The 13,346-nt window shown below is 41.9% G+C and carries 10 protein-coding genes; 8 read left to right on the top strand and 2 right to left on the bottom strand.

Translation table 11 applies throughout. From position 1 onward, the window contains the following. Window positions 1–142 precede the first annotated feature (142 nt). From rlmD to LRQ06_RS05345, 8 genes are all read left to right on the top strand, one after another. Window positions 143–1,459: a 23S rRNA (uracil(1939)-C(5))-methyltransferase RlmD gene (rlmD, locus tag LRQ06_RS05380; RefSeq protein ID WP_232765398.1), complete on the top strand. Its 1,317-nt coding sequence runs from the start codon at window positions 143–145 to the stop codon at window positions 1,457–1,459. Window positions 1,460–1,536: 77 nt separating this feature from the next. After that, complete coding sequence (gene relA, locus LRQ06_RS05375) at window positions 1,537–3,756, top strand: GTP diphosphokinase (RefSeq protein WP_232765397.1); 2,220 nt, start codon at window positions 1,537–1,539, stop codon at window positions 3,754–3,756. An 85-nt stretch (window positions 3,757–3,841) separates the two neighbouring features. Continuing rightward, entirely contained in the window at window positions 3,842–4,648 is an 807-nt protein-coding gene (gene mazG, locus LRQ06_RS05370) for a nucleoside triphosphate pyrophosphohydrolase (RefSeq protein ID WP_232765396.1), read from the top strand. Window positions 4,649–4,838: 190 nt separating this feature from the next. Beyond that, a complete protein-coding gene (gene pyrG / locus LRQ06_RS05365; RefSeq protein ID WP_232765395.1) occupies window positions 4,839–6,476 on the top strand; it encodes a CTP synthase in 1,638 nt (545 codons plus the stop codon). A gap of 71 nt (window positions 6,477–6,547) precedes the next feature. After that, a complete protein-coding gene (gene eno, locus LRQ06_RS05360; RefSeq protein ID WP_232765394.1) occupies window positions 6,548–7,843 on the top strand; it encodes a phosphopyruvate hydratase in 1,296 nt (431 codons plus the stop codon). 404 nt (window positions 7,844–8,247) lie between these two features. After that, window positions 8,248–8,679: an STAS domain-containing protein gene (locus LRQ06_RS05355; RefSeq protein ID WP_232765393.1), complete on the top strand. Its 432-nt coding sequence runs from the start codon at window positions 8,248–8,250 to the stop codon at window positions 8,677–8,679. Further along, window positions 8,679–9,707, top strand: a complete 1,029-nt coding sequence (locus tag LRQ06_RS05350) for an ATP-binding protein (RefSeq protein ID WP_232765392.1) — start codon at window positions 8,679–8,681, stop codon at window positions 9,705–9,707. The genes LRQ06_RS05355 and LRQ06_RS05350 overlap by 1 nt, the downstream gene beginning before the upstream one ends. After that, complete coding sequence (locus LRQ06_RS05345) at window positions 9,697–11,355, top strand: putative bifunctional diguanylate cyclase/phosphodiesterase (RefSeq protein ID WP_232765391.1); 1,659 nt, start codon at window positions 9,697–9,699, stop codon at window positions 11,353–11,355. Before LRQ06_RS05350 ends, LRQ06_RS05345 begins: the two co-directional genes overlap by 11 nt. A gap of 63 nt (window positions 11,356–11,418) precedes the next feature. Here the strand turns inward: LRQ06_RS05345 and LRQ06_RS05340 are convergent, their stop codons facing one another. After that, complete coding sequence (locus tag LRQ06_RS05340) at window positions 11,419–12,645, bottom strand: multifunctional CCA addition/repair protein (protein ID WP_232765390.1); 1,227 nt, start codon at window positions 12,643–12,645, stop codon at window positions 11,419–11,421. A gap of 75 nt (window positions 12,646–12,720) precedes the next feature. Beyond that, on the bottom strand, window positions 12,721–13,329 hold the full coding sequence (locus LRQ06_RS05335; protein ID WP_232765389.1) for a TIGR04211 family SH3 domain-containing protein: 609 nt from the start codon (window positions 13,327–13,329) through the stop codon (window positions 12,721–12,723). Between the last annotated feature and the right edge of the window lie 17 nt (window positions 13,330–13,346).

The raw sequence follows: 13,346 nt of genomic DNA, 5'->3' as shown, positions 1-13,346 counted from the left end.
ATACTTGCAGTAACGGTAGAGACTTCAAGCAACCATGTAAAGGCTAGCTTAATCGAGTCTCTGCTTTTCGACAATCTCTCGTTTGCAGATTAGTGAGATTCCATACAATAAGACGTCGTATCAGATGTTGTGAGCAAATAGAATGGCACGTTTTTTCCAACCTAAAAAGAAGACAGAAATTAATCGAAAGCATCAGTCAATTACGATTGCCCGGCTTGATCACCTTGGGAGCGGTATCGCCTACCAGAATAAAAAGCCGATTTTTATCGAAGGCGCATTACCTGGTGAAACCGTTGTTTATCAGCTTACTGAAAGTAAGAGTAAATACTCACGCGGGAAACTGATTAAAGTACTGACTGCCAGTGAAGAACGAGTGACCCCATTTTGCCCTCACTATGCGTCTTGCGGAGGGTGTCAGTTACAGCACCTTGAGCATCAGGCTCAGATAAAATACAAACAGGAATCATTAGAACAGTTGATGGCGAAGTTCGCCGGACAGTCACTTTCCTTATCGGAACCGGTAGTGAGTCATCATCAACATTACCGTCGCCGGGCACGGTTCAGCCTTGTCTGGGATAAAGTCAATAAATCGCTTACTGTCGGATTCCGTAAAAAACAGAGTCAGGATCTTGTCGGTATTGATCATTGTCCGGTACTGGATAACGATTTAAATCTGGTACTTGAAAAAATCAAGCCGGTCTTGAACCGTCTGTCGAAACCGGAGAGTTTGGGTCATGTAGAGCTCATAAAAGCGGATAATGAGCGGGTTGTTTTACTTCGTCATGTCAAACCACTTAATGAGGATGACAAAAGAAAATTGCATCAGTTTGTTAAACAGACGGAAGTAACACTTTATCTGATGCCGGAATCCGGTATGGTAGAAATGCTGGCCGGAAAAGTGCCTTTTTATGAGGATGCCGGTTTACCCATTTATTTTCAGCCGAATCATTTTATACAGGTCAATAAGATTGTGAATACGAAAATGATTCAGCAGGCGATCGACTGGCTTGATCTGAATGAACAAGATCGTGTTTTGGATCTTTTCTGTGGAGGCGGAAATTTCAGTCTGCCTGTCGCCCGGAAAGTTAAGCAGGTTATCGGGATCGAAGGCATTGAAGAGATGGTGATTCAGGCGGATACCAACGCTCAGAAAAACGATGTGAACAACGCTCTTTTCTATCAGGCTAACCTGGAAGAAGATATGACGCAAAGTGAGTGGGGCCGTGAAAAATTTGATAAGATATTACTCGATCCGGCCAGAGCCGGCGCTAAAGGAATCATAGAACAGACTACTGAGTTGGGTGCAAAACGGGTTGTGTATGTCTCTTGTAATCCGGCGACCCTGGCAAGAGATAGTCAGTCACTCATACAACAGGGGTTCAGACTCGAAAAACTGGCAATGCTGGATATGTTTCCTCATACCAGTCATCTGGAGTCGATGGCTTTATTTGTGAGATAGCGGGGGACAGACCCGTTATCAAATCAGTTGGTAAGTTTAAAAGCAGATAAGAATATTAAGACTAGGACGAAAAATTAATGGTTGCTGTACGAAGCGCGCATTTGAATCAAGACGAACAATTTGAGTTGGATAAGTGGATTGCTGGTCTGAATCAGGAATCCAAAACAGCAAGAAAGCTGAAAGATGTTTATCAGCAAATGGAAGCAATAGTTGTCAATAATCCCGACGGCCCTTTGTTGTTGTGGCGCGGCCGGGAAATGGTTGAAATTCTGATAACGTTGTCCATGGATCGGCCGACACTGGTGGCGGCCATCTTGTTTCCGATCGTCTCTGGTGGGCTGATTGATCGTGAAGAACTCACGGAATCTTATGGCAAGGAAATTATTAAACTCATCGATGGGGTGGATGAGATGGCGGCGATCGGCCAGCTTAATGTTACCCTGCAGGGGAGTGAAGCGTCGGCTCAGGTGGATAATGTCCGGAGAATGTTATTGGCGATGGTCGATGATTTTCGCTGCGTTGTTATCAAGCTGGCAGAACGAATCTGCAATTTACGTGAAGTGAAACGGCAACCGGATGAAATCCGGCGGATTGCCGCGAAAGAGTGCGCCAATATCTATGCGCCACTGGCAAACCGTCTGGGAATCGGTCAGCTTAAATGGGAAATGGAAGATTATGCTTTCCGTTACCAGCAGCCGGAAACCTATAAACAAATTGCCAAACAGTTGTCCGAACGGCGGATTGTCCGGGAGCAATACATTAAAGATTTCGTTGACGATCTTCGCGATGAAATGCATAACGCAGACATTAATGCCGAAGTCAGTGGCCGTCCTAAGCATATTTACAGCATCTGGAGAAAGATGCAGAAGAAAAATCTGGCATTTGATGAACTGTTCGATGTCCGGGCGGTGAGAATCATTGCGGATCAACTTCAGGATTGTTATGCCGCTCTTGGTGTCGTGCACACCAAATACAAACATATGCCCAGCGAGTTTGATGACTATGTGGCTAACCCCAAGCCAAATGGTTACCAGTCTATTCATACTGTCATTTTAGGGCCGGAAGGAAAGACGATAGAAATCCAGATCCGGACCAAGCAAATGCACGAAGAATCAGAGCTTGGGGTCGCAGCACACTGGAAGTACAAAGAAGGCAGCTCAGCTGGCAGAAGCGGCTACGATGAAAAAATCGCCTGGTTACGTAAACTTCTTGACTGGCAGGAAGAAATGTCCGATTCGGGCGAGATGCTCGATGAGTTAAGAAGTCAGGTATTCGATGACCGGGTTTATGCGTTCACTCCCCGGGGGGATGTCGTCGATTTGCCGATGGGCGCGACACCGCTTGATTTTGCGTATCATATTCACTCAGAAGTTGGCCATCGGTGTATCGGAGCGAAAGTAGGAGGACGGATTGTTCCTTTTACTCATCAGCTGCAAATGGGCGATCAGGTTGAAATTATCACAGCCAAAGAACCCAATCCTTCCCGGGACTGGCTAAACCCCTCTTTAGGATTTGTTCATTCCAGCCGGGCCAGAGCAAAAATTAATGCGTGGTTCAGAAAACAGAGCCGGGAGAAGAATCTGGAAGCCGGACGTGAAATTCTGGAATCTGAGCTGGTAAAGATCGGGGCAACCCTGAAAGACGCCAGTGAATATGCACTGAAACGGTTTAATGTGAATACCCCGGATGAGCTGTACGTTGGTGTTGGCAGCGGCGATTTAAAAATCAACCAGATTGTGAATCACATTAATGCGCTGGTGAATAAACCCACGGCGGAAGAAGAAGATAAGCTTGCGCTTGAAAAACTTCAGGAAAGTGAGACAAAAGTTGCTAAGTCTGCCCCCGGGAAAGATGCTGTTGTGGTGGAAGGCGTTGATAACTTGATGACGCATCTGGCCCGTTGTTGCCGGCCTATTCCTGGTGATGATATTAAAGGCTACATTACTCAGGGACGCGGTATTTCGGTCCACCGGAGTGACTGTGAGCAATTGGAAGAGTTAAGTCATCACGCACCTGAGCGGATCATTGATACCGTCTGGGGCGGTGGTTTGGTTGGTTCTTATGTTATACCTGTCCGGGTTGAAGCGATGGAACGTGGTGGGTTGCTGAAAGATATCACAACGTTACTGGCCAATGAAAAGATCAAAGTTTCCAGTATGAGAAGCCGCTCTGATCACAGCCGTCAGATTATTTATATGGATTTTGAACTTGAAGTTCAGAGTGTGGAAGTTTTGTCCAGAGTGACTCAGCGTATTGAACAGACAAAAGACGTTCTTTCCGTTAAACGTCTTGGCTGATTATCACTATCCCGATTAGTTAGTGCTTACTTAAAGCGAGGTTTATAATACCTCGCTTTTCTATTTTTAAAGGAGATTGCCAGAGATGACCAGCCCTATCGATGAATTGCAGAAAATCATGACACAACTGCGGGATCCTGAGAATGGATGCCCCTGGGATAAGAAACAATCTTTCGATTCCATTATTCCCTGCACGATTGAAGAAACGTATGAAGTCGTTGACGCGATTCATAACCGCGACTGGGATAACTTAAGAGAAGAACTGGGTGATTTCGTTTTTCAGGCCATTTTTTATAGTCAATTGGCAAAAGAGCAGGAATTGTTTGATTTCAACGATGTTATTTCAGACCTCAATGAAAAGCTTATCCGCCGCCATCCTCATGTGTTTAGTGATCAGGTCTTTGAGAGTGATGAAGCGATCCGGGCTAACTGGGACAAAGTGAAACAACAGGAAAAGGCCGCGAAACCATTGTCTCAGAATGACAGTATTTTCGATTCGTTGCCTGGGTCACTTCCTGCATTAGGTAAGGCCGTAAAAATTCAGAAGAAATGCGCTAAATATGGGTTTGACTGGGAAAGCGTCGGACCGGTCGTTGACAAAGTTCGTGAAGAGATTGGCGAAGTGATGGAAGAAGCCGATCGGGTTCCGGTGGAGCAGAGCAAACTGGAGGAAGAAGTCGGCGATTTGCTGTTTGCGGTTGTGAATTTGTCCCGGCATCTGAAGTGCGATCCTGAAACGGCACTACAAAAAGCCAACCTGAAATTTATGCGGCGTTTTCGGGGAATTGAATCTATCGTTGGTCAGCAAGAAAAAAGTCTTGAAGAGTATTCTCTGGACGAACTGGAAAACTTTTGGCAACAGGTAAAAAATACGGAAAAGAATGAGCAATAATATGACTGGGTAACCGGCCTGTTTATCGTCGGTAAACCACAGTGTGTTAATCTCCTGAATTGATTTGACGCAATAAAGAAAAAATTCGAGTGTGATAAGTTTCACGTTGTGGTGGTAAAGGGGTTCTGGTATTATTTCATCCCGTCCAGAAGAAACCCATTTCCCTCATTCAACCAATTTCAGGTTAAACATGACGACAAAGTATATTTTTGTTACTGGTGGGGTTGTATCCTCCCTAGGTAAAGGTATTGCGGCAGCATCACTTGCAGCGATTTTAGAAGCTCGTGGTTTAAAAGTAACCATCATGAAGCTTGATCCATATATCAATGTTGATCCAGGAACGATGAGTCCTATTCAGCATGGTGAGGTTTTTGTTACAGAAGATGGTGCAGAAACTGACCTGGATTTGGGTCACTATGAACGTTTCATTCGTACCAAGATGACCAAACGCAACAACTTCACGGCAGGACGGGTTTATGCAGATGTACTGCGTAAAGAACGTCGTGGTGATTACCTTGGTGCAACGATCCAGGTCATTCCTCATATTACTAATTCCATTAAAGATCGCATTGTTGCCGGTGCTGAAGGCCACGAGGTCGCGATTGTTGAAATTGGTGGTACGGTTGGTGATATCGAATCATTGCCGTTTATGGAAGCCATTCGTCAGTTAGCGGTTGAGATCGGTCGTGAGCAGGCCATGTTCATGCACTTAACACTGGTACCTTATCTGGCGGCGGCCGGTGAGGTGAAAACCAAGCCAACTCAACATTCTGTAAAAGAACTTCTTTCTATCGGTATTCAGCCCGATATTCTGGTATGTCGTAGTGATCGTGTTATTCCGGCTAACGAGCGTAAAAAAATTGCGCTTTTCTGTAATGTTCCGGAAAAAGCCGTGATTTCAATGAAAGATGTGGATTCGATTTATAAAATTCCACAACTGATTAAGTCTCAGGGACTTGATGATTTAGTTTGCACCCGCTTTGGCATTACGGCTCCTGAAGCGGATTTATCCGAATGGGAACAGGTTATCTACGAAGAAGCCAACCCAACGGGTGAAGTGACAATCGGCATGGTTGGTAAGTACATCGAATTACCGGACGCTTATAAATCCGTCAATGAAGCGCTAAAACACGCTGGGTTGAAAAACCGTCTGACTGTCCATATTAAATATGTAGATTCTCAGGATCTTGAAACAAAAGGTCTTGATGTACTACAGGATCTTGACGCAATTCTGGTACCGGGTGGCTTCGGTGATCGCGGTATCGAAGGTAAGATCCTTGCTGCTCAGTATGCCCGCGAAAACAAAATTCCTTACCTTGGTATTTGTTTAGGCATGCAGGTCGCATTGATTGAGTACGCTCGTAATGTTGTCGGCCTGGAAGGCGCACATTCAACAGAATTTAACAAAGAAACCCAGTTCCCTGTGGTAGGCTTAATTACTGAGTGGGTTGATTCTGATGGTCATGTCGAAGAGCGCACAGAAAAATCTGATCTGGGTGGTACTATGCGTCTTGGTTCGCAGTTATGCCATTTAGAAAAAGGCACAAAAGCTTATGAATTGTATGGAAGCGAAACAATTCATGAGCGTCATCGCCATCGTTATGAAGTAAATAATGTTTTACGTCCGCAAATTGAAAAGGCCGGTCTGAAAGTATCCGGACTGTCTGCGGATAAAAAACTGGTAGAAGTTATCGAGAATCCGAACCATCCATGGTTTGTGGCATCTCAGTTCCACCCGGAATTTACTTCTACACCTCGTGATGGTCATCCGCTGTTTAGTGGTTTTGTTAAAGCGGCTGGCGCACGGGCTCGTGGCGAACTTGAGTAAAGGACACGGGAAGTCGTCTGTTTCGGCTTCCCTTTAAATTTGACATTTATATTCAATGAGAGGAAACATTAATGTCTAAGATCGTTAAAGTTCTAGGTCGTGAAATTATCGATTCACGCGGTAACCCAACTGTTGAAGCTGAAGTACACCTAGAAGGCGGTTTCGTGGGTATGGCTGCTGCTCCATCTGGTGCATCTACTGGTTCTCGTGAAGCTCTTGAGCTTCGTGATGGTGATAAATCACGTTTCCTTGGTAAAGGTGTTCTTAAAGCTGTTGAAGCTGTAAATGGTCCTATTGCTGAAGCGCTTATCGGTAAAGACGCGAAAGATCAAGCTGCTATCGACCAAGTAATGATCGATCTTGATGGTACTGATAACAAAAACAAATTCGGTGCTAACGCTATTCTTGCTGTATCACTGGCTAACGCTAAAGCAGCTGCAGCAGCAAAAGGCATGCCTCTTTATGAGCACATCGCTGAACTGAACGGCACTCCTGGCGTATTCTCTATGCCTCTTCCAATGATGAACATCGTTAACGGTGGTGAGCACGCAGACAACAACGTTGATATTCAGGAATTCATGATTCAGCCTGTTGGCGCTAAAACTCTTAAAGAAGCACTACGTATCGGTGCTGAAGTATTCCATAACCTGGCTAAAGTTCTTAAAGCTAAAGGTCTAAGCACTGCTGTTGGTGATGAAGGTGGTTTTGCTCCTAACCTTGAATCTAACGCTGCTGCACTTGCTGCAATCAAAGAAGCGGTTGAACAGGCTGGTTATGTACTAGGTAAAGACGTGACTCTTGCTATGGACTGTGCTTCTTCTGAATTCTACGAAGACGGCGTTTATAACATGAAAGGCGAAGGTAAAACTTTCTCTTCTGAAGAGTTTTCTGATTACCTTGCTAAACTGTGTGAAGAATACCCAATCGTTTCTATCGAAGATGGTCAGGACGAATCTGACTGGGAAGGTTTCGCATACCAAACTAAAGTTCTGGGTGACAAAATCCAGCTTGTTGGTGACGACCTGTTCGTAACTAACACTAAGATCCTGAAAGAAGGTATCGAAAAAGGTATTGCTAACTCAATCCTTATTAAATTCAACCAGATTGGTTCTCTGACTGAAACTTTAGCTGCTATTAAAATGGCTAAAGACGCTGGTTACACTGCTGTTATCTCTCACCGTTCTGGTGAAACTGAAGATGCAACTATCGCTGATTTAGCGGTTGGTACTGCTGCAGGTCAAATCAAAACGGGTTCTATGAGCCGTTCTGACCGTATCGCTAAGTACAACCAGCTTATCCGTATCGAAGAAGCACTGGGTGAACGTGCTCCTTTCAACGGTCTTAAAGAAGTGAAAGGTCAGGCTTAATTTTTTAAGTTTGTCTGATATTCGAAAAACGCCTCCGGTTGGAGGCGTTTTTTTATGGGTGTCATTTGTGGAGTTCTCTCCCGTTCTCACGGACAGTTTTGTAAAGACGTAAATTGGCTGTCTCGATTCGCTAGTCTATGCTCCATTCTTGGATTATGGAACCGTTCTATGTAATCAAAAATACCTGCACTATGCTGTCTGTGTTCTGCTTCTCGTTTAAATTCTTCAAAGAGAGTTCTCTTATTAGAACTATTGCTTATGTGAAGATTTGGTCTATTTTAATAAATAAGCGATAGCTATATTCATCTTCTGTTTGTGATGAAAAATAGCTACTTTTTTCTATTTTACCGTTTTATTTTAATAAAAATTTATTATTTAAAATGTCAATTGGTTGGTTGTAAATTATGAGTGATATTGCTTTTAGTCGTAAACAGTTGGGTGGAGAATCACCAATGGTGGCATCTGAAATCTTTGACAACTGTATTTATACTGGCTTATTTGGAACGATAGACTCTGCACGGATGGAAGCAGTTACCGCAAAGCTTACGAATATGGTTGAGTCATCAGATAGTAATTTTGTCATTGTGGATTTATCTAATGTTTATGCGATAGATACATCGGTGGCATTACAGCTTGTTAGGCTTGCAGACACTATAGTGTTAGTTGGATCATCACCTATATTCTGTGGATTAAAAGGGATGATAGCAAGAACGATGGTAAATGCTGGTGTCGATTTGGGTAACCATAAGATTTTAAGAGATTTAAAATCGGCGATGTATTTTTGCATTAAGCAGTCTGGTTTTAATCTTGTTCCTATTTCTGAGGCTATTCGTTAGTGAAACAGAAAAATACTGGAGATATTACTTATTCAATAGAAAATGAAGTTGATGCCTACTTAATCGCATCGTATTGTAAAAAATATGCTATAGAAATTGGTTTTTCAGATTATCAGGCAAGCCTTTTTAATATAGCAGTGTCTGAAATTGCTATAAATGCAGTTCGCCATGCCTCTGGAGCAAATGTCGATATATCAAATACAGCTAATGACTTAGGAATCGAAGTTGTTATTGAAGACTGTGGGTCTGGCATCGCCGATATATCTAAAGCTATGCAAGATGGTTACTCGACCTACAAAGAGAAAAGTTTTGGTCTGGGGCTCGGAGTGGCGCTTCGTTGTGCTGATGAGATGATAATAAAGAAGTCAGACAATACGGGTACTTCTGTAATTTTACGTCACTTTCTTCCTGTTTCAGAAAAGAATATCTTGGTTAGAACTATTTCTCATCCTGCCGTTGGTCATATATATAATAGTAATATTCATGTAGTGAAAGAATTTCATGGAGATACTTATTTTGTTGTTTTAGCCGATGATACTTACAATGAAAACAAACCTAACCAAAAATTTGACGTGTTGGTAAGTCATTTTGTTGATGAAGTGACTCGAAATATTCAAATACCTCTTGAAATTATTTTTGAGCAGTTTAAAACGTTTTTTGGTAATACAGCCGTAGAGGAAAATCGAAGAAAAATAGGTTTGGTTAGAATAAACAATGAGTATATTGAATATCTATTGGTAAATATGCCTGATATCTACTGGCTTGAAAACGATTGTACAGGTGACTCTGAAGTATTCTTAGAGAAGTCATCGCAAGGATTATTATCCTATACTAGCTTGCCAAGAAATGGTCGTTTTACTCTAGTTTTTCATTCTCTTGGTATAGATATAAGTCGTCTTCGTGAAGGTGAACATTGGTCCGAATGGGATGCTTACAAAATTGCTGCAACAGTTTTTGATGATTGTGCTCTAGAGCATCTTGCCGCGACTGTGATAGTTATCAGAGGAGGTGATAATAATGCATATTGAATTAGAACAAAACTCATCAACGCTGATAGAATTAATGTCTGGTGTTATTAGCGCTTTCCCAAATGGACTAATTGCACTTTCTGATTCTGGTGAAATAAATTTAATTAATACCATCGCCATTAATTGGCTTGGATTAGGGGATGGTGAAGAAAAAACTGAAAATATGCTAGATCAGGACTTTCGAAATATACTTAAGAGATTTCCTGATTTAGTCGATAAGATAGAATGTCTGTTGATAAATGGAAGATACAAACAGCTGGATTTACATGGTTTTATTGTTGATGACCTAAATATAAATATTCGATGCTGTAGAATGTTGAAAGGCGTCGTAATATTAATTACTAAAACCAACGATCAAAAATCTTTATACAAAGATGATATTGATATATTAACACAGTTGAGTAATAGAAAGCATTTTGAAGAAAGGTTTCATAAGCTGATAAATCAAAATAATTTTATTTTTAGACAGAATGCAGCATTGATTTTTTTTGACATCGATAATTTTACAAAAATTAATGATTCTTTTAATTATTCACTTGGTGATGAAGTTCTGTGTAGAATTGCTAATATTTTAAAAAGTCGTGTTTCAGAGGGTCAACTTATATCACGTATAGGTAGTGATCAGTTTGTTATTTTGCTCCAAGACCATTCTATTCATGAAGCGAAGGGCTTTTCTGAGAGTGTTCGAAAATTAATAGGCTCAAGACAGTTTTACCTTAATGAAAATAGTGTACGAATTACGGTTTCTTGTGGTATAGCACCTTTCTATATTGATACTGCTCCAGAGTTAAATAAACTTCTTAGTATTGCAAGTACGGCTTGTAAGTTGGCAAAAAGTAATGGAAAAAATCGTACGTATATCATTGATAGCGATAACAATGAATTTGAAAATTATATTCAGGAAGTTGGGATTGTTGACGAATTGAATAATGCTATTGAGAATGAAAAATTTGTTCTTTATGGTCAAAAAATTGCTTCCACAATTGATAGTAACAGTCGATATTATGAAATACTTTTGAGATTAAAAAGTCTTCGAGGAGATATCTTTTCTCCTTCTACTTTTATTCCCGTCGCCGAGCGCTATCATATGATGCCGGAAATTGATAGATATGTTATGAAAACTTTATTTAGTTCTATGGGAAGTGGTAATGAGTTCGTATACTCGGTCAATCTATCAGGTCAGACTATTTCGGATTATACTGTGATAGATTTTATTAATAAAATGATGAATAGTTATGTTTTTGATCCAGCATGTATCATCTTTGAAATTACTGAAACTTCTGCAATGAGTGACTTTAACAGAACAATAGAAATAATGAATTCATTAATTGACCTTGGTTTTCATTTTTCACTTGATGATTTTGGAACGGGCCTTTCGTCTTTCACTTATTTGAAAGAGTTACCACTTGATACGGTTAAAATTGATGGTTCGTTCGTACTCGATATAGATAAAGATAAAATTAGCTATCAAATGGTTAAGTCTATTCATGAAATCGGTAAGGCTATGGGATTAAAAACGGTAGCTGAATATGTTGAAAATAAAGAAATTTATCAGTGTCTTACCGAGATTGGTGTCCAGTTTGTACAAGGTTATTATATACACAAACCAGAACCTATTGTTGATATTATTAATAAAAAAATCAGCTAGAGTAAGAAGTTATCGTTCTTGTGTTTTGCAGATGAGTCGATATTAGACTAATTCAGTCAAATTCTAGTGGGTGAGATTTAATTCCATCTTTATTTGATGGGCTCTGAGCTTATCCAGTTGTTCTCTGATTTCCTTTCCTTTAAATCCTAGGGCAATAACATCCTGAGCATTGACAGCGGCTGCGGCAGCATAAGCCTGTTCAAAAATGGCTTTTTGCGGATACGGTTTCATTTCTGAACCTTTCCTGCCAGTGTGATCAGCATGACAGCAGGTTAATAGGGCATTCAGACGCTCTGGTTTTCTCCATACGTCTATTTTTGCAAAAATCCGTACGAACGTATCAGAACGTAATTCCATCGCTCTGTGTACGTTAGAGTGCTGTTCACAGACAATCAGAGCAAGTTCCCGGTAATCATTTGGAAGTTTGAAACGGTCGCAAACCTGATTGATGAGTGCCAGACCGTTATGGCAATGCTTTTTATGACTTGGCCATTCATTCTGTGGGGTGATGCCTTTGCCCAGATCATGAACCGTGGCGGCAAAACGAATTTGGGGGCAGGGGCTTAACTGGGCGGCCTGTTTCAGTACCATCAGAGTGTGTATGCCGGTATCGATTTCCGGATGCCATTTTTCTGGCTGAGGAACCCCGAACAAGTTATTCAGCTCCGGCAGCAGGACGGCTAATGCTCCACAGTCTCTGAGTACGTTAAAAAAAATATGAGGAGAAGGAGTCGTGAGTGATTTGTGCCACTCAAGCCACACACGCTCTGCCGTTAAATGTTCAAGCTCGCCGGATTCGGTAATGTGACTCATCAGCTGCATTGTTTCTTCCGCAACACGGAATCCCAAATGAGCGAGTTTGGCGGCAAAACGGGCGACACGGAGTACGCGGAGCGGATCTTCACTAAAGGCTTCAGATACATGGCGTAACCGCTTATGTTCGAGATCGCGCTGACCACCATAAGGATCGATAACCATACCGGACTCATCTAATGCCATGGCATTGATGGTCAGATCACGGCGGCGTAAATCTTCTTCCAGTGTGACTTCTTCAGAAAAATAGCATTCAAATCCGGTATAGCCGCTGCCGGTTTTTTTCTCTGTCCTTGCTAATGCGTGTTCTTCCTGAGTTGTTGGATGTAAAAATACCGGAAAGTCTTTACCGACCGGTGTAAACCCCTGTTTCATCATTTCCTCAGGTGTAGAACCGACCACAACCCAGTCTCTGTCATCACTGTCGATTTTCAGCAGCTTGTCTCTGACAGCACCGCCAACAAGATAAATTTTCACATTTATATCCAATGTCTGCCACAGGAGAAAAAGGCCATCATAAGATGGCCTTTATTTAAGTAAGTCTATAACGGATTATACCCAGTTGCCTTGTGATTTGCGGCGTTTTGGAATGATGTGAGGCAAAATCAGACCAAAGATAATCCCAGCCAGAACAATACCACCTCCGTACATCAGATATTTCATCAGAAGGTCTTCTTTTTGTGTGTCCAGTCTGGCGCGAAGTTCACGGGTTTCGGTCTGAGCTGCGGCAAGTTTGTTACTGATATCGGAATAGTTGCTTTCCAACTCTGCAATTTGTTTATTGCGGGTTTCAAGAGAGTCGACCAGACCCGCTTTTTCACTATTTGCACTGCTTTGCGCGTTGGCTAATTGCTTTTTAACACTTGCCAGCTCTTTTTCAAGCCTTGGCATCCGGACTGCCATACTCTCGGTGCGGGTAACGAACTTACTCTGAACCCAGCCTTTACGCCCGTTAGAGTCCACAACCTGGCTATAGCCGGTTTCTTTGTTGACGTCGATAAGCTTAACTTTATCACCGGCATCAACGCTTCCAATAATACGATACTGGTTGCTTGGACCAGAATGCATGTAGGTATAAAGCTTATCCGCGATATACCGATCCTGAGCAAAAGACGGTGCAGCGATTAATGAAAAAAGCACCATGATTAACAATTTCTTCACAGTAAGTCCTTTATTAT

The sequence above is a fragment of the Vibrio salinus genome, assembly GCF_021272385.1.
Taxonomy (GTDB): domain Bacteria; phylum Pseudomonadota; class Gammaproteobacteria; order Enterobacterales; family Vibrionaceae; genus Vibrio; species Vibrio salinus.
The sequence above is the reverse complement of the archived record's forward strand: the minus strand, read 5'-3'. Positions and strand labels throughout refer to the sequence as shown.